Source organism: Opitutus sp. sgz309028 (genome assembly GCF_059821195.1).
In genome coordinates this window covers 63,687-81,833 of the sequence record NZ_JCAMRR010000001.1, presented here as the reverse complement: position 1 = coordinate 81,833, position 18,147 = coordinate 63,687, and the positions used below count along the sequence as shown (strand labels likewise).

16 protein-coding genes are annotated in these 18,147 nt (G+C 64.8%); 13 read left to right on the top strand and 3 right to left on the bottom strand.

The window, feature by feature from the left end; genetic code table 11:
* Positions 1-27: 27 nt before the first annotated feature.
* Positions 28-3,219 carry a DNA polymerase III subunit alpha gene (locus AC6RV7_RS00365; RefSeq protein ID WP_500091897.1) on the top strand — a complete coding sequence of 1,064 codons (3,192 nt, stop codon included), beginning with the start codon at positions 28-30 and terminating at the stop codon, positions 3,217-3,219.
* Between the two features lie 56 nt (positions 3,220-3,275).
* Complete coding sequence (locus tag AC6RV7_RS00360; protein WP_500091896.1) at positions 3,276-3,884, top strand: UdgX family uracil-DNA binding protein; 609 nt, start codon at positions 3,276-3,278, stop codon at positions 3,882-3,884.
* Between the two features lie 13 nt (positions 3,885-3,897).
* On the opposite strand, the gene AC6RV7_RS00355 is transcribed toward AC6RV7_RS00360, so the two are convergent.
* Entirely contained in the window at positions 3,898-4,563 is a 666-nt protein-coding gene (locus AC6RV7_RS00355) for a phosphoribosyltransferase (protein ID WP_500091895.1), read from the bottom strand.
* A gap of 90 nt (positions 4,564-4,653) precedes the next feature.
* Between AC6RV7_RS00355 and AC6RV7_RS00350 the strand changes: the two genes are divergently transcribed.
* Both AC6RV7_RS00350 and AC6RV7_RS00345 read left to right on the top strand, forming a co-directional pair.
* Positions 4,654-5,151 carry an Ohr family peroxiredoxin gene (locus AC6RV7_RS00350; RefSeq protein ID WP_500091894.1) on the top strand — a complete coding sequence of 166 codons (498 nt, stop codon included), beginning with the start codon at positions 4,654-4,656 and terminating at the stop codon, positions 5,149-5,151.
* Positions 5,152-5,162: 11 nt separating this feature from the next.
* A complete protein-coding gene (locus AC6RV7_RS00345; RefSeq protein ID WP_500091893.1) occupies positions 5,163-5,618 on the top strand; it encodes a host attachment protein in 456 nt (151 codons plus the stop codon).
* Positions 5,619-5,672: 54 nt separating this feature from the next.
* On the opposite strand, the gene AC6RV7_RS00340 is transcribed toward AC6RV7_RS00345, so the two are convergent.
* Positions 5,673-7,343, bottom strand: coding sequence for an ABC1 kinase family protein (locus AC6RV7_RS00340; RefSeq protein WP_500091892.1), 1,671 nt, complete (start codon positions 7,341-7,343; stop codon positions 5,673-5,675).
* Between the two features lie 110 nt (positions 7,344-7,453).
* Here AC6RV7_RS00340 and AC6RV7_RS00335 point away from each other — a divergent pair, with 110 nt between their 5' ends.
* Positions 7,454-7,774, top strand: coding sequence for a hypothetical protein (locus AC6RV7_RS00335; RefSeq protein ID WP_500091891.1), 321 nt, complete (start codon positions 7,454-7,456; stop codon positions 7,772-7,774).
* Positions 7,775-7,876: 102 nt separating this feature from the next.
* A complete protein-coding gene (locus AC6RV7_RS00330; protein WP_500091890.1) occupies positions 7,877-8,290 on the top strand; it encodes an OsmC family protein in 414 nt (137 codons plus the stop codon).
* Here the strand turns inward: AC6RV7_RS00330 and AC6RV7_RS00325 are convergent.
* Entirely contained in the window at positions 8,272-8,778 is a 507-nt protein-coding gene (locus AC6RV7_RS00325; RefSeq protein ID WP_500091889.1) for a hypothetical protein, read from the bottom strand. The two genes, AC6RV7_RS00330 and AC6RV7_RS00325, sit on opposite strands and share 19 nt — an antisense overlap.
* 115 nt (positions 8,779-8,893) lie before the next feature.
* Here AC6RV7_RS00325 and argH point away from each other — a divergent pair, with 115 nt between their 5' ends.
* From argH to AC6RV7_RS00290, 7 genes are all read left to right on the top strand, one after another.
* Positions 8,894-10,297, top strand: coding sequence for an argininosuccinate lyase (argH, locus tag AC6RV7_RS00320; protein ID WP_500091888.1), 1,404 nt, complete (start codon positions 8,894-8,896; stop codon positions 10,295-10,297).
* A gap of 44 nt (positions 10,298-10,341) precedes the next feature.
* A complete protein-coding gene (locus AC6RV7_RS00315) occupies positions 10,342-10,548 on the top strand; it encodes a type II toxin-antitoxin system HicB family antitoxin (RefSeq protein ID WP_500091887.1) in 207 nt (68 codons plus the stop codon).
* Positions 10,541-10,756, top strand: a complete 216-nt coding sequence (locus AC6RV7_RS00310) for a type II toxin-antitoxin system HicA family toxin (protein WP_500091886.1) — start codon at positions 10,541-10,543, stop codon at positions 10,754-10,756. Before AC6RV7_RS00315 ends, AC6RV7_RS00310 begins: the two co-directional genes overlap by 8 nt.
* A 173-nt stretch (positions 10,757-10,929) precedes the next feature.
* Complete coding sequence (locus AC6RV7_RS00305) at positions 10,930-13,026, top strand: elongation factor G (RefSeq protein WP_500091885.1); 2,097 nt, start codon at positions 10,930-10,932, stop codon at positions 13,024-13,026.
* A 41-nt stretch (positions 13,027-13,067) separates the two neighbouring features.
* Positions 13,068-13,301, top strand: coding sequence for a hypothetical protein (locus tag AC6RV7_RS00300; protein WP_500091884.1), 234 nt, complete (start codon positions 13,068-13,070; stop codon positions 13,299-13,301).
* Between the two features lie 297 nt (positions 13,302-13,598).
* A complete protein-coding gene (gene mutL / locus AC6RV7_RS00295; RefSeq protein ID WP_500091883.1) occupies positions 13,599-15,443 on the top strand; it encodes a DNA mismatch repair endonuclease MutL in 1,845 nt (614 codons plus the stop codon).
* A 96-nt stretch (positions 15,444-15,539) separates the two neighbouring features.
* Positions 15,540-18,044, top strand: a complete 2,505-nt coding sequence (locus tag AC6RV7_RS00290) for a glycogen/starch/alpha-glucan phosphorylase (protein WP_500091882.1) — start codon at positions 15,540-15,542, stop codon at positions 18,042-18,044.
* The last annotated feature ends 103 nt before the right edge of the window (positions 18,045-18,147 follow it).

The following is an 18,147-nucleotide window of genomic DNA, read 5'->3' as shown; positions in this document are numbered from 1 at the left end:
AACTCGCGATTCGCTCGTTTCCTGCGCATGTCCGACTACATCGAACTTCACGCCAACAGCGCGTTCAGTTTTCTCCGCGGCGCCTCGCTGCCGGAGGACCTGGCGCGTGAGGCTGCGCGGCTGCAGATTCCGGGCGTAGCCTTGCTGGATCGCGACGGCGTTTACGGCGCGCCCCGGCTGTATGGCGCCGTGCGGGAATTCGAGCTCGAGCTTCAGCCCATCGTCGGCGCGGAAATCACGATGGAGGACGGGACGGTCGTGCCGCTGCTGGTCGAGAACCGCACCGGTTACAGCAATCTCACCCGCCTCATCAGCACGGCCAAGCTCGAGCCGCGCACACCGGTCGAGCCCGTTCGCGAACTGGCGCCGGGCGAGGACCCGCGCGCGCGGAAGCGTCCGTGTTTTGCGACTTGGGCGGAACTCGCGGCGCATGCGGAGGGATTGATTGCGCTGACGGGCGACGAGGACGGTCCCGTGATGCGCGCGCTGGCGACCGGCGGCACGGGTGCAGCGGAGGCGACGATGCAAAGGCTCGAGGCGATTTTCGGCGGCGGGCGGCTGTATGTCGAAGTGCAGCGCCGGCGCGAACGGGGGGAGAATGCGACCGTGGAAGCGCTCGCGGATCTCGCGGCCGCGCGGAAACTGCCGGTGGTGGCCACCGGCGGCGTGCGGTATGCGACGCGCTCCGGCCGGATGGTGGCGGATGTATTCACTTGTCTGCGACAGCATACGACGCTCGATCGCGCCGGCCGGAGGCTCGCGCCGAACAGCGAGCGGCACCTGCGTTCCGGACGCGAGATGGCGGAGTTGTTTCGCGACTTGCCGGAGGCGATCCTGAACACGCGCCGGCTCGGCGAGCGGCTGGAATTCACCTTGCAGAACCTCGGTTATCGTTTCCCGGAGTTTCCCGTCGGTCCCGGCGAGACGATGGCCGGCGTGTTGCGCGAGCAGGTCTATGCGGGCGCGCGCGAGCGTTTTGGCGGGATCACCGCGCGCGTGCGCGAGCAGATCGAGCATGAGCTGGCGCTGATCAACAAACTGGAGTTTGCCGGCTATTTTTTGATCGTGTGGGACATCTGCCGGTGGGCGCGCCAGCAAGGCATCCTCGTGCAAGGCCGCGGTTCGGCGGCGAACAGCGTCGTTTGTTATGCGCTGCGGATCACGTCGGTCGATCCGATCGCCGGCCGTTTGTTGTTCGAACGCTTCCTCAGCGAAGGACGTCATGGCGCCGACGGCCAGCCGTCGTGGCCGGACATCGATCTGGATTTCCCGAGCGGCGAATTGCGCGAGGCGGTGATCCAGGAGGTATATCGCCGCTACGCGCCGCGCGGCGCGGCGATGGTTGCCAACGTGATCACGTATCGCGGCCGCAGCGCGGTGCGGGAATTGGGCAAGGTGATGGGCCTGGCGGAGGACGTGATGGATCGCTTTTCGGCGTTGTATGCCAACGGCGATTTCCCGCAGACGCTCGACGTTCGCGAACAGGTGAAGCTGGCGGGATTGTCGGAGAGCCACCCGCGGCTCGAGGCGATGCTCGGCGTGTATCACCAGATGAAAGGCCTGCCGCGTCATCTTGGACAGCACTCGGGCGGCATGGTGCTTTGCCCGCATCACCTGGACCAGATCGTGCCGATCGAGCCGGCGACGATGGAGAATCGCGCGGTGATCCAGTGGGACAAGGACGACTGCGAGGACCTGGGGCTGGTGAAAATCGACTTCCTCGGGCTCGGCATGATGGCGGTGCTGCAGGATACCTTCGAGCTCTGCCGCGGCCGCGGCGGGCCGACGGATCTCGCGGACATCCCGCAGGACGATCCTGCGACTTACGCCAGTATGCAGGCGGCGGATACGGTGGGCGTTTTCCAGATCGAGAGCCGGGCGCAGATGGCGACGCTCCCGCGCTTCCGGCCGCAGACCTTTTATGACGTGGCGATGCAGGTTTCCATCGTGCGGCCCGGGCCGATCGTGGGACGGTTGGTGCATCCGCTGATCCGGCGGCGTCAAGGCCTGGAGAAAGTGACGTTCATCGATCCGACGGTCGACGACATCGTGCGGCCGACGCTCGAGCGCACGCAGGGCGTGATCCTCTTCCAGGAACAGATGTTGAAGATCGCGATGGATCTGGCGGATTTCACCGGCAGCGAGGCGGAGGAGCTGCGACGGGCGATGGGTTTCACCCGGAATCGCGATCGTCTCGACCGTGCACTTTCGAAACTCCGCGCGGCCCTGCGCGCGAAAGGGCACAACGACGCGGTGATCAACAAAGTCGTCGATTCGTGCACCTCGTTCGCGGCTTATGGCTTTCCGGAAAGCCATGCGATCTCGTTCGCGCTGCTCGCGTATGCGAGCACGTGGTTGAAGGTGCACCGGCTGGCAGAATTCTGTGCGAGCGTGCTGAACAACCAGCCGATGGGCTTTTATGCGCCGGCCACGCTGATCCAGGATGCGCGGCGGCACGGGTTGAAGGTGAAGCCGGTGTGCGTGCAACGCTCCGCGTGGAAGTGCACGGTCGAAGGGGAGAACACGATGCGGATCGGCCTGAGCTACGTGCACGGCCTCCGCGAGGCGCGCGTGCGCGCGATGCTGGAGCAACGGGCGGAGCGGCCGTTTGCGTCGATCGAGGATTTCATCAGCCGCACCACGTTCACCGCCGCGGAGCGGCGCGCGCTCGCGTCGGTCGGTGCGTTTCATTTGCTCGCGCCGCATCGCCGGGCGGCATTGTGGCAGATCGAGGCGGCATGGTCGGCCGACGAAAGCCTCCTGCTCGGCGCGGGGTTGCTGGAGGAGGCGTCGCCGCTCGCGCCGATGACGGCGGAGGAGCGGGTGCAGGCGGATTTCGGCGGGTTGAGCCTCACGGTCGGCGAGCATCCGATGACACTGGTCCGCGAGCGGCTGCCGGATGCGTGGCGCGCGGCAGAGTTGCCGCTGGGGCGCGACGGCGATCGCGTGCGGATCGCGGGCAGCGTGATCTGCCGGCAGCGTCCAGGCACGGCCAAGGGCTTCGTCTTTGTTTCGCTCGAGGACGAGACGGGCATCGCGAATGCGGTGGTGACGCCGGATCTGTTCGAAGCGCGCCGCATGGTGATCAACGAGGAGTCGTCGCTCAGCATCGTCGGCCGGCTGCAGATCCAGAACCACGTGATCCATGTGCGCGCAGAGAAGATCGACGCGCTGCGTCTGGACGAGCTGCCGGCGCAGGCATCGCACGATTTTCGCTAGAAAGGGAACCGCCCGCCGACGCGCAACCGCCGCGCTTCAAGCGGGTCGATGGCATCATGGCGACCGCGACCGCATCGCTGGAAAAACTGCGCGCGCAGGCGCGACGTTGCACGCGCTGCCCGCTTTACAAGACCGGCACGCAGACGGTTTTCGGTGAAGGTCCGGCGAAAGCGCGCGTGCTGATGATCGGCGAGCAGCCGGGCGATCAGGAGGATGTGGCGGGCCGGCCATTTGTCGGCCCGGCGGGGAAATTGCTCGATCGCGCGCTGGCAGGGGCGGGCCTCGAGCGGTCGGAGGTGTATCTCACGAATGCGGTGAAACATTTCAAATGGGTGCGCTCCGGGAAACGACGGCTGCATCAGAAACCGACGGCGCGGGAGATAGCGGCCTGCCGCGTGTGGCTGGACGGAGAGCTGGACCTGATCGATCCCGAACTGGTGGTGGCGCTGGGCGCGACGGCCGCGCAGGCGTTGATGGGGCGGACGTTTCGCGTCACGCAGCAGCGCGGTGAGGTGCTTGCGGATCCACACGGCCGACCGTTGCTGGCGACCGTGCATCCGTCGTCGATCCTGCGGACGCCTTCGGGCGATCGCGAAATGGCGTATGCGGCGATGATGGAGGACTTGAAAGCGGCCGCGCGGTTCTTGAGGAAGGCGAAGGATTGACGTCGCGGCCTCGTCAATCGTCGGCGGGCGTCGGCGCTCCGGACAAACTGGCGCGCACCTGGGCGTCGGTGAGCGGGGGAAAATGATCATACCACACCCCGACGGCGTAGAACGGCGTGGGCTGAAGCGGACAGATGAGTTCGTCGACGGCGCTCGCGAGCGCCGCACAGGTTTCGGGCGCGCCGACGGGAATGGCGATGGTGAGCGAGGCGGGCCGCAGTTTTTGCAGCGCGAGCACGGCCACGCGCATGGTGTAGCCGGTGGCAACGCCGTCATCGACGAGGATGACGTGCCGCTGTTCGATCTCCGGCGGCGGGCGATCGCCGCGGTAGAGTTGTTCGCGACGGTGTAGCTCCCGCGTTTCTTCCTGCACGACCCGGGCGATCGCGTTGGGCGAGACATTTTCCGTTGCGATCAGCGACTCGTCGAGCAGCTGGACGCCACCGGAGGCGAGGGCACCCATCGCGAACTCGGGCTGGCCGGGCAGGCCGAGTTTGCGAACGACGAACACATCGAGCGGGGCGGACAACGCGCGCGCGATCTCTGCCCCGACCGGCACGCCGCCGCGAGGCAGCGCGAGAATGACAGGGCGATCGTCCGGACGCAGGCGGGACGCGAGGTGTTTGGCGAGAGCCTGTCCGGCCTCGACGCGATCGCGATAACGGTTGGCGGAAGTCATGAGAGGATGCGCGGCGCGGGACCAAAAACGATAGTCCTGAAGCGACGCGATTGCCATTCGGGACTGCCGGAGCGCGCGCGAGTGCGGTCGGTGGCGGACGATCTCCGCAATCACGGAAAATCACCCATCCGCTGCCCCAAGGTTGTCCCGATTACCTTTGCGCTTATTGTGGCTAGATTGGCCGCGATGAAAACCATCCACATCGCCGAAGTGATTGCACAGGGAGGAAGGGACGGAACCGTGGAGGCGCCGGATGGCGGATTCTCGGTCAAACTTTCGACGGATGAGCAGCCGGGCAGTGTCACGCCCGAGCATCTTTTTGCGGGCGCCTACGGCTCCTGTTTTCTGGGCGCGCTGAAGAACGCGGCGACCACCGCGCATCTGCCGATCGAAGGCTTCACGGTCGTGGCGCGCGCGCATCTCGAAGAGGACAACCGCGGCGGCTACCGGTTGAACGTCGAACTGCGCGCGGCGATGCCGGGCGTTTCGGCGCCGGATGCGAAACACATCATGAACATCGCGCATCAGACCTGTCCGTATTCGCGGGCCACGCGCGGCAATATCAACGTGACCCTCTCGTTCGATTGAACCCTCACGCCATGAACGAACATTTCATCATCACGCTCGATCGCGGGCATCTGCGGATTTATTCCGAAACGCGGGAGCCCGGCCAGGCGACGCCGAAACTCGAGATCGTCGAAGCGATGGATTTTCCGCAGGGACGATCGCCCTACACGGACAACGCCACCGACCAGGCCGGTCGTTTCCCCGGCTCGAAAGGTCGGCCTGGCGGGATGTCGATCGACGAACGATTGCCGATGAAACGCGAGGAGGAGCGACGCATCACAACGCTGATCGCAAGCGAACTGGATACGTTTCTGCAGAACCGTCCCCAGGCGAGCTGGGATCTCGCGGCCTCGCCGTCGCTGTTCAATGCGGTGATCGATGAGCTCTCGCCGGAAACGCGCCGCCGGCTCAAGCGCGCGCTGCCGAAGGATCTCGTGAATCAAAATACCGAGGAAGTCCGCGCGCATTTCGCGACCGCGGGCCGGTGAATCTCTCCGCGCGGCGGCATCGCCGTGGTGGGTGGGCGCCCCTTCGGGCGGGCGTTAGCGTTTCAACTTCTTCCGGCTCTTGTAGTCCTGCATGAAGATGCTGCCGACGAGGTAGAACGCGCCCGCCGCGGCAGCAAGGAACAACAGGATCGCGAGGCCCGGGTAGCCGAAGAGCCGGAATCGCGTTTCGACGCGCATCAGCAATGACGCGCCGATGATCAGCGCGGCGAGGACGACGCCGGCGGTGATGCGGTTGGCGATCTTCTGCATGCCCTCGAGCGCGACGTTGGCGTCGACCGCCTTCACCTTCACCTCGAGTTCGGCGTTGGTGATCGCGTCCATGATCCGGTTCAACCGCGCCGGCAGGCTGCCGACGAAATCCTTCATCTCGAGGATCGAGTTGAACATGTTGCCCTGTGTAAGGTCGCGCCGGATACGCCGCGACATCAGTTCGGTGACGTTGCGCCGGATGGAGGCGTTGGGATCGAACTGCGGATCGAGGATGCGCCCGATCTCGTCGAGCTGGAGGAGAGTCTTGCCGAGCAGCGTCAATTCGCTCGGCGCGAACAGTCCGCAATCGCGCGCGTGTTGCGTGAGCCGCAGGAGCGATTTGCCGACGTTCATCTGTTCGAGCCCCTGGTCGTGGCGACGCGCGACGAGCTGGCTGACCAGCCGGCGGAAGGTTGCCTGATCGAAATCCTCGAGTTTCTCGCTGACGCGGATCGCGATGTCGGCGGCCTGCTCGCCGTCGCCGTCGCTGAGTGCGAGGAGGACCTTGAGCAGATTCTCCTGCATGGCGGGCGACGTGTGGCCGACCATGCCGAGATCGAGCAGCGCCAGCCGGCCGTCGGCGGTGATGAAGACGTTGCCCGGATGCGGATCGGCGTGAAACAGGCCATCGACCAGGACCTGCTTCAGATACGAACGGAACAGCTCCTCGATCAGCGGCTCGCCCTTGATGTCGAGCCGGGCGAGGGGACTGAGCGAGGTGACCTTCTGGCCGCGCACGTAATCCATCGTGAGCAGGTTGCGCGTGCAGTAGTCGGAGATCGGCTGCGGCACCAGGATCAGCGGAAACTCGCGGAGGTTGTTGCCGACGGCGATGAGGTTCTGCGCCTCGTGAAGATAGTTGAGCTCGTGCTGGATCGAGACGCGGAATTCCTCGACGACCAGGGCGAAGCGGAAGCGTTTCCCGGCGGTCGTGTGCTCGTCGAGAAAGGTGGCGATCTGACCGAGAACTTCGAAATCCTCGGTGATCTGCGCGCGGATGTCGGGTCGTTGCACTTTCACCACCACCGGCCGCCCGTCGCGCAACTCGGCGAAATGCACCTGGCCGAGCGACGCGGCGGCGATCGGTTCAGGGTCGAAGCGGGAAAACGCCTTCGAGATGCGCACGCCCAGTTCTGATGCGACGATCTGCTCAACTTCCTCGTAAGGGAACGGTTTGACGCGATCCTGCAGACGCTCGAGGGCCTGCAGATAGGCCTCGGGCAAGAGGTCGGGCCGGCCGGCGAGCACCTGGCCGATTTTTATATACGTCGGCCCCATGGACTCGAGGTCGTCGGCGAATTGTTCGGGGGCGGCGGCATCGCCCTCCGGCAGGCCCTCGGTTGGGCCGAGGTCTTCCGATTTCGCCATCTGTTGCACGAGATCGGACCGGCCGTATTTCCACAACAGGCGGGCGATCTCGCGGTAGCGTTTCAGATGATTGGGAGACAGTTTCATGCGAAAGGGAAGCGGGCGCGCGGGGAAGGAGACCGACACCGCCGGGCCGGTGCGGTTCACGCCCGGCAAGTGCGGGAACCGAATCGCGCGCGGCGGTCTCTAGTCGAACGATGTTTTCCGCCGCGAAAGACGCCCTCACGAGCCGGGCCGCCCAGACCTTCATCAACCAGCGCATCGCACGCTACGGCGAGGTGAAGTCCCTGAAACTCGATTCGCGCACCAAATCGGGCGAGGTGGTGTGTCAACTCATCGGCGAGCCGACGCCGATCACCGTCCGCATCGAGCGCTACGAACTCGAACAACGCGAAGGTCAAACTTACCTGCGCGTCGGCGCGTGTTCGTCGAATCGCGAGTGGCTGCAGAATCTGCTGACCGATCTCGCGCGCGAACGCGAGATTCCGGTTCCGCCGTGGGCGGCGTCGGCGTTGTAGGGTGCGGCTCCGGGCGTTGTATCCGCGGATCATGACAGGATAAGCGCGGCGGTGGGATTCAAAACCGGTTGCCAGCGGCACGGGATGGCCAACGCTGCCGCCATGGTCAAAATCACCGGCGAATATCAAGGCGATCTTCACTGCATCGCGATTCACGGCCCGTCCGGCCAGCAACTGATCACCGACGCCCCGAAGGACAACATGGGCCGCGGCGAGGCGTTTTCGCCCACGGATCTGTTCGCGACGTCGTTTGCGACCTGCATCGCGACGACGATGGCGATCGTCGCCCGCAAGAACGGTGTCGAGCTCGGAAAGTTTCGCTTCGAGGTGACGAAGGAGATGTCGACCGACGCCCCGCGCCGGATCGCGCGGCTGGCGACGCAGATGTGGATGCCGATCCCGCGCAGCTCGCCGATCGCGACGCTGATGGAGAAAACCGCGCACAGCTGTCCGGTGCATCAGAGCCTGAGCACCGCCGTCGACGCGCCGGTGACGTTTCACTGGGCCGCGGAGTGAGCGCCTGGCCGCGCGCCGGCGTTGTACGGTGCGGCCGCGGCGAAGCGGTAGGTGGTGTTGAAGATCAGCTGGATTCGCTTCGAGACGAAGACGCGGACCTTGATCCGGCCGTGCGTGGCATCGGCCGGGACGGCGCGGCCTTCGATGTGACGGCGGTCGCCGTCGTCGCTCACGCCATGGCCTGAAAACTCGATCGGCGCACCGGCCGCCAGTTGGCGCAGCTGCTCGTCGGAGATCTCGACGAAGAGCGTGCCGCTCTCGTTGTAGAAGAAATAGGGAAACACCTTCGCGTGATAGCCGGCGGAGTAAACGCCGTCGGTTCGCACAAAGGTCGGCATCGTCATCGTCACGCTCCCGACGTAGATCGACGTTTTCGTCGACGCGATGTCGACCCGGTCGAAGCGCGCGAGGTCGGTCTCCTCCGCGAGGCTGGCCGCGGCGGAGGCAAACAGCACCGCCAAAACCAGGAGCGCGCGAAGACGAAGCATGCGGCGGACTTTGCGGCCGGGCGGCGGACGGTCAAGGGAGCGGCGGGGCGGATGGGGTGACGGCTTTTCGCGTTGCGCGGTCGGGCGGCGGACCGTCATCTCGTGGCCGAATCTCATGGCCAAAAAGTCTTCGCAAGTCACCTGGGGTGGCCGCTTCAGCGCGGGCCCGGCGGAATTGATGCTGCAGTTCAGCGAGTCGGTTTCGTTCGACCGCCGGCTGGCGCCGTTCGACGTCGCCGGCAGCAAGGCGCACTCGGCCATGCTCGCGCATGTCGGGCTGATCACGGCGAAGGAGCGCGACGCGATTCATGCGGGGCTGGACGCGATCCTCGCGGAGATCGAAGCCGGCAAGTTCACGTGGGACACGAAGCTCGAGGACGTGCACATGAACATCGAGCAGGCGTTGACGAAGCGCGTGCCGGCGGCGGCGAGATTGCACACCGCGCGCAGCCGCAACGACCAGGTCGCGACGGATATGCGGCTGTTCTTCAAGCACGCGTGCGGCGTGTTGGCGGAAAAGATCCGCGGCGCGGAACGGGTGTTGCTCGCGGCGGCCGAGGCGAATCGTGACGTGTTGATCCCCGGCTACACCCACCTGCAGCGCGCGCAGCCGGTATTTCTCGCGCATCATCTTTTTGCGTGGCTCGAGATGCTGGAGCGCGACCGGCTCCGCTTCGGCGATGTCGCGGCGCACGCGAACTGGTGTCCGCTCGGTTCGGGCGCGATCGCGGGCACGACCCTGCCGATCGACCGCGAGTTCACAGCGAAGGCGCTCGGCTTCGTCGATGCGAAGGGCCGGCCGCAGGTCACGCAGAACTCCATGGATACCGTCGCGGATCGCGACCTGTTCATCGAGTTCGCCGGTGCGTGTGCGCTGTTCGGCGTGCACGTGTCGCGCATCGCCGAAGATCTGATTTTGTGGAGCAGCTCGGAGTTCAAATACGTCGAGCTGCCGGACGCGTTCTGCACCGGCTCGTCGTTGATGCCGCAGAAGAAGAATCCGGATTCCTGCGAGCTCCTGCGCGGCAAATCGGCGCGGCTGCAGGGCAACCTCCACACCTTGCTCACGCTCGCGAAAGGCCTGCCGCTGACCTACAACCGCGACCTGCAGGAGGACAAGCCGCCGGTGTTCGACAGCTTCGACCAGACGGCGATCTGCGCGGACGTGCTCGCGGGGACGTTGTCGGGCATGACGGTGTATGCGGAGCGTTGTGCGGCGGCGGTGGCGGATCCCGCGCTGCTGGCGACGGACCTCGCGGATTATCTCGTGTTGAAGGGCGTGCCGTTTCGCGATGCGCATCACGCGGTCGGCGCGGTGGTGCGTCTGGCGGAAAAGAACGCCGTCGCGCTCAACCAGCTGCCGACAGAGGAGGTGCAAAAAATCAACCCGGCTTTCGGCGCGGACTGGGTGGAGGTGTTCGATTTGAAGCGCGCGCTGGCCAAGCGCGCCGGCACCGGCATGCCCGGCCCGGCGCAAGTGGAAAAGCAGTTCAAGCGCTGGCGGAAAGTGCTGGCGTAGGAACGGCGGTTGACCGTGGGAAGCCGGCCTTTATTGTTAAGGCTATGATCTTGAGTGCGGTCCTTTCACCCGCCGAGGAAGGCGGGTTTGTGGCTTTCAATCCCGAAACCGGCACCACGACCCAGGGCGAGACGATCGAGGAAGCTCTCGCCAATCTTCGGGAGGCGACGGAATTGTATCTCGAAGAGTTTCCGCTGTCGAAGCCGGCGGCCTCGCTTTTGACCACGTTCGAGGTTCCGGCCCGTGCCTAAGCTTCCCCATCTTTCGGGAGCGGAGATCATCCGCGTGCTGGGCCGGTTGGGTTTTGTGCAGATTCGGCAGAAGGGGAGTCACGTGATCCTGAAGCGTGGAAACGCAGGTTGTGTCGTTCCGCTGCACCGGGAGGTAAAGGTGGGAACCTTGGCCGGGGTCCTGCGGCAGGCAGGACTGTCGGCGGAGGAGTTCCTGGCGGCGCTTTAGCCTGGTCGGAGTCGCAAGCGGCCGAGCCTGACGCTGGTGCGCCTCCGCTGCGCAAGCATTGCGGAGGCTTTTCCAAACAACGCGCAGGCGCGGGAGAAAAAACTAGGTATATTGGGCGCGAATCCGGCCCCGCTCCGGAGCGGATTCCCGCGTTACCCCCTAGTTTTTTCACCATGAAAGACTACGCCTCCGCCGACCTCCGCAGCTTTGCCGTCGTCGGGCACGCGTCGTCCGGCAAGACCCTGCTCTGTGAAGCGATGCTGGCCTGTTCCGGCCGGATCGGCCGCATGGGTAGCATCGCCGCCGGCACCACCGTGTCCGATTATCATGCGAGCGAGAAACAACATCAGATCTCGATCCACGCATCGCTGCTCAACACGGAGTGGCAGGACAAGAAGTTCAATCTCATCGATTGCCCGGGCTACGCCGACTTCATCAGCGAAACCTACAGTGCGCTTCGGGTCGGCGACTTCGCGCTGGTGGTGATCAATGCCGCGCACGGCCTCGGCGTCGGCACCGACACGGCGTGGGACAACGCCACGCTGCACGGCCTGCCGCGCATGATCGCGGTCAACGCCCTCGACAAGCCCAACACGAGCTTCGAGCAGATCCTTGAGGACACGCGCAGTCATTTCGGCCGGAAGGTTTTTCCGCTCACGATTCCGCTCAACGCCGGTCCCGGCTTCAACCGCGTGCTCGATGTCCTGCGCAGCGAGGTCGTGACCTACAAGCCCGGCGGCAACGGCGCCTACACCGAGGAGCCCGCCGAGGGCGAGCTCGCGGAACGCGTGCACGCGCTGCACAAGGAATTGATCGAATACGTCGCGGAATCCGACGACGCGCTGATGGAGCGGTTCTTCGAACAAGGCGTCCTCGCCGAGAGCGAACTGCGCGCGGGCCTGCACCGGGCGATCCAGAATCAGGTTTTCATTCCGCTCTTTGCGGTGTCGGCCGAGACGAATGTCGGCGTGGCACGGCTGATGGACTTCATCGCGAAATACGGCTCGTCTCCGCTCGATCGTTCGGAGGTCGATGCGCTCGATGCGAAAGGCGCCCACGTGCCTGTGCCCCTCTCGCACGCCGAACCGGTCGTCTACGTCTTCAAGACGATGAACGAACCGGGAGTCGGCGAGCTCTCTCTCTTTCGCGTTTATTCCGGCACCGTCACAAGCGGTGCCGAACTTTTTAATGCGAGCCGGCAGGTCACCGAACGACTGGGACAACTCTACGTGCTCAACGGCCACGATCGCGTGCCGGTGCCGCAACTCCGCGCGGGCGATCTCGGCGCGGTGGTGAAGCTGCGCGACACCCGCACCGACGACACCTTGTGCAGTCCGCGTTTCGTGGTGACGCTCCCGCGCGCGGAACTTCCGCGGCCCAACATCCACGGCGCGCTCAAGCTGCGCACCAAGGGCGACGAGGATAAACTCGCCGTCGGTCTCGCCACCCTGCACGCCGAGGATCCGTCCTTTCAGTATCGCGTCGTCGACGAACTGCACCAGACGATCGTGTCGGGCCAGGGCGAGATTCACCTGCAGGTGATCGTCGAGCGGCTGCTGCGGCGCTTCGGCGTGAGCGTCGAGTTGACCGAGCCCGGAATCCCGTATCGCGAAACGATCCGGACGAAGGGCGAATCGAAATACCGGCACAAGAAACAGACCGGCGGCGCCGGGCAGTTTGCCGAGGTGTGGTTGCGGATCGAACCCGCGCCGCGCGACACCGGTGTGGTGTTCACGCAGTCACTCGTCGGCACCAACGTCGACCGCGTGTTCGTGCCCTCGGTGGAAAAAGGCCTGCGCACCGCGTGTACCGAGGGTGTGCGTGCGGGCTTCCGCGTGACGGACGTGAAGGCGGATTTCTACGACGGCAAGATGCACCCCGTCGACTCGAAGGACATCGCGTTCCAGGTCGCGGGTTATCACGCGTTCAAGGAAGCGTTCCTGTCGGCCGCGCCGTGTTTGCTCGAACCGATCTACAAGGTGAATCTCACCGTGCCGGAGGACTACATCGGTGCGGTGATGGGCGATCTCTCGTCACGACGCGGCCAGATCCTCGGCGTGGACAGCGACGGGCATTTCCAGATCGTCCATGCCCACGTCCCGCAGAAGGAGCTGCACCGCTACAGCACGACGCTGCGCTCGCTGACCAGCGGCCGCGGCCGTCACGAGGAGGAGTTCAGTCACTACGCCGAAGTGCCGCCGGAGCAGGAGGCGAAGATTCTCGCGGAGGCGAAAGCCCGCCGGGAAAACGGCGCCAACGGCGGGAAGTGAGGACGACTGCAGCGCGCGTCGGACGGTTCAATTTCTCAGCCATGACAACCACAACCTGGAAAATCGAAATCACCGAGCCGCACAGCGGCGAACTCGGCGAGGCGATCCTGCACGAGGACCACGCGCTCGCGATGGAAGGGTATAGCTACGAACCGGGACACAAACTCGAAGTCGCGGTGCACGACGTGCACGATCCACAGTGGCACATTTTCACGGACTTCGATTCGGGCCACCGTTTCAAGATTCCGCCGGGCAAATACCGCAGGTTGTCCTGAGCGGGAGGAACCACGAAAAACACGAAAGACACGAAAACCCTGCACCACCCGAGCCAAGCTGCCCACGGAACACACGGAATACACGGAAAGAAAAACAGCCGGGAGTTTTGGGCTGCCTCTTCAGACAAGAGATCGGCTTCGGGTGGATCTGATTTCTGTGTATTCCGTGTGTTCCGTGGGCAGGTCTGCTTTGGTTTTCGTGTGTTTCGTGTCTTTCGTGGTTTCCTCTCCGACACGGCGCCGGGGTAATTCTGCGCTTCCGTTTTGGCGCGAATCCGGGATTTGCTTGGCGGGTTAATGACCAAGGTCCGCATCCTTCCCGATCGAGTCGCCAATCAGATCGCCGCCGGCGAAGTCATCGAGCGTCCGGCCGCCGTCATCAAGGAACTCGTCGAAAACGCGCTCGATGCGGGCGCGACGCGGATCGAGGTCGAGTTCCGCCACGGCGGACGTTCGCTCATGCGCGTCGAGGACAACGGCGGCGGCATGTCGCGCGACGATGCGCTCCTCGCGCTCGAGCGTCACGCGACGAGCAAGATCGCGGAGGCCGGCGACCTCGACCGGCTGGTCAGCTATGGATTTCGCGGCGAGGCGCTGCCGTCGATCGCCAGTGTTTCGCGTTTCGATTTGCAGACGCGCGAGACCGGGACGGATATCGGGACCGAGATTCTGATCAATGGCGGGAAGTTCGTGCACGTGCGCGAATGCGGCCGGCCCGTCGGCACGCGGATCGAGGTCACGCACCTGTTCAACTCGGTGCCCGCACGGCGCAAGTTTCTCAAAACCGATCAGACCGAGGCCGCGCACATCGTGCAATGCGTGCGGCTCTACGCCCTCGCGTGTCCGCAGACGGCGTTCACGCTCATCGAGGACGGTCGCGTGATTTTTCGATCCCCGCAATGCGCCACGCTCTCGGAGCGGATTAGCGAGATCTTCGGCCGGCAAACCGCGGAGTCGCTCGTGCCGCTCGCCGCGGAGGAAAACGGGATGCGGTTGAACGGCTTGATCGGACGGCCCGGCATCGGTCGCGGGACGCGTCATGAGATGATCGTGTTCGTGAACCAACGTCCGGTGGACAGCCGCACGCTGAATTACGCACTGATCGAGAGTTATCACGACTCGCTGCCGAAGGGACGCTATCCGCTGGCGTTTGTGTTTTTCGAATGCGATCCGGCGGTGGTGGATGTGAACGTGCATCCGGCGAAACGCGAAGTGCGTTTCCGCAGCGAGCCCGCGGTGCGCGGGTTCGTGATCCGCGCGGTGTTGTCGCGGCTGCGGGAAATCGGCGGCGGAGCCGGCACCGGAGACCGGAGCGTTCCGCTCGGAGATCGGAGTTCGGAGATCGGAGATCGGGACAAACTGAGCGCCCCATTTCCGCCAACGACCGACGGCCGGTTCGCGTCTCCTTTCCCGCGGCCGGTCCTCGTGGCACCCGCCGAACTCCGATCTGCGAACTCCGATCTGCGATCTCCGATCTCCGAATTCCGATCTCCGGTCCCTGCTCCCAACCCAAAACTCGAAACCCAGAAGCCGGAACTCCCGCCGCCTGCGGCGGCGGCGGTGGCGGCGCCAACCTGGCGGTTCGTCGGATTGGCGCATGGCAGCTACGCGTTGTTCGAGACGAGCGCGGGTTTGGTCCTGCTCGACCGGCGGGCCGCGCACGAGCGGATCTGGTTCGAGCGTTTGCAGGAACAGTTTCGCGCGGGCGAGGTGCCGAGCCAGCGGCTGCTGTTGCCCGTGCCGCTGGAGCTGGACCCGATCGCAGCGGCGCTGCTGCTGGACCGGCTGCTGTTTCTCAACGCGCACGGTTTCGAGATCGCGGAGTTCGGACGGAATTTTTTCCGGATCGAAGGCGTGCCGGCGTGGATGGAGCCGGCCGACGCGGAACCGTTCCTGCGCGATCTGCTCGGCGCGTTTCGTGACGGCCACTGGCCCGATGCCAATCCGGAACTGGCCCGCGAGGAACTGGCGCGGCTGTCGGCGCTGAAAGCGGTGCGTTTGCCGCCGGGCGAGAGCGAGACAGAGATGCGCTCGCTCGTGGCGCAACTTTTCGCCACCCGCACACCGCTCACGAGTCCGGGTGGACGACCGACTTACATCGAGTTGAACCACACCGAGCTGGCGCGGCGTTTTCAGAAATAAACGGGATCAGCGTCGGCGGCGAACGCCCCGCGGGAAAATAGGCGTGCGCGCGGCGGGCGATGGCACAATTCTTGTTTTGGTCGTTCATTAATTTCCATGGCTAATTCCTCTTCCGCGCCCTCATTTGCCTCTGTTCCGAAACTCGAAGCCTGCCCGGGCGAGTCGCCCGAGGAGGCGTTTCGCGCTTCGATTCTCCGGCATCTGATCTCGACGCTGGCGCGACATCCCGGGGCCGCGACGGCCCGCGACTGGTGGATCGCCACGGCCCTGGCGACCCGCGACCGGATTCACGAGCGAATGCTCGAAACGCAGGCGGTGCATAACAACGAAAACGTCCGCCGCGTTTATTATTTCTCGATGGAGTATCTGATGGGCCGGTTGTTCGAGAGCAACCTGCTCGCCACGAATCTGACGGAGGTCGCGCGCCAGGCGCTGACCTCGCTCGGCGTCGATTTCGACGCGGTCCGCGCCGCGGAAGTCGACATGGGCCTGGGCAACGGCGGTCTCGGACGCCTCGCCGCGTGCTTCCTCGATTCGCTGTCCACGCTCGATTATCCAGCGCTTGGATACGGAATCTACTACGAGTTCGGGCTCTTCAAACAGGAGTTCGTCAACGGCCACCAGGTCGAACATCCCGACGCCTGGGGCCTGTTCGGCGATCCGTGGGAGGTGGTGCGCGCCGACTACACGCAGGAGGTCCAGCTCTACGGACGCGTGGAAAACGTCTTCGACGATCGCGGCAACTCGCGTCCGCGCTGGGTCGGCACGCAGACGATCATCGGTGTGCCGCGCGACATCCCGGTCGCCGGCTACGGCACGAAAACCGTCAACCTGCTGCGGCTCTGGGCCTCGAAGGCCTCGAAGGACTTCGACCTCGCGGCGTTCAATTCCGGCGGCTACGTCGAGGCCGTGCGCGACAAGGCGATGGGCGAGACCATCTCGAAGGTGCTTTACCCGAACGATAAGACGGAGAACGGCAAGGAGCTGCGCCTCGTGCAGCAGTATTTCTTCGTCGCCTGCTCGCTGCGCGACATCCTGCGCCGGCATTTCCGGAGCCCGCTCAACACCTGGGCCAACTTTCCGAAAAAGGTCGCGGTGCAGCTCAACGACACGCATCCCGCGATCGCCGTCGCCGAGCTGATGCGCATCCTGCTCGACGAACATCAGATGGAGTGGGACGCCGCGTGGGACATCGTCGGCCGGACGTTCGGCTACACGAATCACACCTTGCTGCCCGAGGCGCTCGAGCGCTGGAGCGTGGCGCTGTTCGAGCGCGTGCTCCCGCGCCATCTCCAGATCATTTACGACATCAACACGCGCCTGCTGCGGCTGGTCGAGACGACCTGGCCGGGCGACGTCAACAAGCTCCGCACCTGCTCGCTGGTCGAGGAAAACGGCGCGAAGATGATCCGCATGGCGAACCTCGCGGTCGTCGGTTCGCACGCCGTCAACGGCGTGGCCGCGCTGCACACGGAGCTGCTGAAAAAGCACCTGTTCCCCGAATTCGATTCGCTGTTTCCGGGCAAGTTTCAGAACAAGACCAACGGCATCACGCCGCGCCGCTGGCTCGCGCAGTGCAACCCCAGCCTCGCCGGACTGATCACGCGCACGCTCGAAAGCGAGGCGTGGATACGGAACCTGGATCTGTTGCGCGGACTCGAGAAGTTCGCCGACGACGCCGAGTTCCAGGACGAGTTCATGGCGATCAAGCGCGCCAACAAGGCCAACCTCGCGGCCGTCATCAAGGCCGAGTGCGGCATCGTGGTGTCGCCGGACGCGCTGTTCGACGTGCAGATCAAGCGCCTGCACGAATACAAGCGGCAGCACCTGAATCTGCTGCACATCCTCGCGCTTTACCGCCGGCTGCTGCAGAACCCGTCGCTCGATATCGTTCCGCGCGTGTTCGTCTTCGCGGCCAAGGCGGCGCCGGGCTACGATCTGGCCAAGAACATCATCCGCGCGATCAACCTGATCGGGGCGAAGATCAACACCGATCCGCGCGTGGCGGATCGGTTGAAGGTCGCCTTCCTGCCGAATTATCGGGTGTCGCTCGCGGAAAAAATCATTCCGGCCTCGGACCTGTCGGAGCAGATTTCCACGGCGGGCAAGGAGGCGTCGGGCACGGGCAACATGAAACTCGCGCTCAACGGCTCGCTCACGATCGGCACGCTCGACGGCGCCAATGTCGAAATCAAGGAGGAGGTCGGCGACGACAACATCTTCATTTTCGGCATGACGGTCGCGGAGGTCGAATCGCTGCTGAGCAGCGGCTATAATCCGTGGGACGTCTACCAGCGCGACGAGGAGCTGCGGGCCGTGGTCGACTGGCTCGGGAGCGACTATTTCACGCCGGGCGAGCACGGCGCGTTTCACCTCGTGCACCACAGCCTCCTCAATGGCCGCGACCCGTTCATGGTGCTCGCGGATTTCCGGGCCTACAGCGACTGCCAGGCGCGCGTCGATCAGGCGTTTCGCGACCGGAAGGGCTGGGCGCGCAAGGCCATCCTGAACACGGCGCGCGTCGGGAAATTCTCGAGCGACCGCACGATTCGCGAATACGCCGAGCAGATCTGGAAGCTGCCCGCCGTGCGGGTGAAGTGAATGCGCCTCCGGCCGCGGCTTGCGGTCGATGCGGCGCGTCTGCAACGTAACGCGCGGCCTTCGGGCTGCGTTTCCGCCATGCGTCGCGCCTTCCTTTCCCTTG

Coding starts and splice junctions, on each gene's coding strand:
- AC6RV7_RS00335 (WP_500091891.1), top strand. CDS start 7,454: ATGTTTTCCGCCGCGAAAGACGCCCTCACGAGCCGGGCCGCCCAGACC.
- AC6RV7_RS00300 (WP_500091884.1), top strand. CDS start 13,068: ATGACAACCACAACCTGGAAAATCGAAATCACCGAGCCGCACAGCGGC.
- AC6RV7_RS00365 (WP_500091897.1), top strand. CDS start 28: ATGTCCGACTACATCGAACTTCACGCCAACAGCGCGTTCAGTTTTCTC.
- AC6RV7_RS00290 (WP_500091882.1), top strand. CDS start 15,540: ATGGCTAATTCCTCTTCCGCGCCCTCATTTGCCTCTGTTCCGAAACTC.
- AC6RV7_RS00345 (WP_500091893.1), top strand. CDS start 5,163: ATGAACGAACATTTCATCATCACGCTCGATCGCGGGCATCTGCGGATT.
- AC6RV7_RS00325 (WP_500091889.1), bottom strand. CDS start 8,778: ATGCTTCGTCTTCGCGCGCTCCTGGTTTTGGCGGTGCTGTTTGCCTCC.
- AC6RV7_RS00340 (WP_500091892.1), bottom strand. CDS start 7,343: ATGAAACTGTCTCCCAATCATCTGAAACGCTACCGCGAGATCGCCCGC.
- AC6RV7_RS00305 (WP_500091885.1), top strand. CDS start 10,930: ATGAAAGACTACGCCTCCGCCGACCTCCGCAGCTTTGCCGTCGTCGGG.
- AC6RV7_RS00330 (WP_500091890.1), top strand. CDS start 7,877: ATGGTCAAAATCACCGGCGAATATCAAGGCGATCTTCACTGCATCGCG.
- AC6RV7_RS00360 (WP_500091896.1), top strand. CDS start 3,276: ATGGCGACCGCGACCGCATCGCTGGAAAAACTGCGCGCGCAGGCGCGA.
- AC6RV7_RS00315 (WP_500091887.1), top strand. CDS start 10,342: ATGATCTTGAGTGCGGTCCTTTCACCCGCCGAGGAAGGCGGGTTTGTG.
- AC6RV7_RS00355 (WP_500091895.1), bottom strand. CDS start 4,563: ATGACTTCCGCCAACCGTTATCGCGATCGCGTCGAGGCCGGACAGGCT.
- argH (WP_500091888.1), top strand. CDS start 8,894: ATGGCCAAAAAGTCTTCGCAAGTCACCTGGGGTGGCCGCTTCAGCGCG.
- mutL (WP_500091883.1), top strand. CDS start 13,599: ATGACCAAGGTCCGCATCCTTCCCGATCGAGTCGCCAATCAGATCGCC.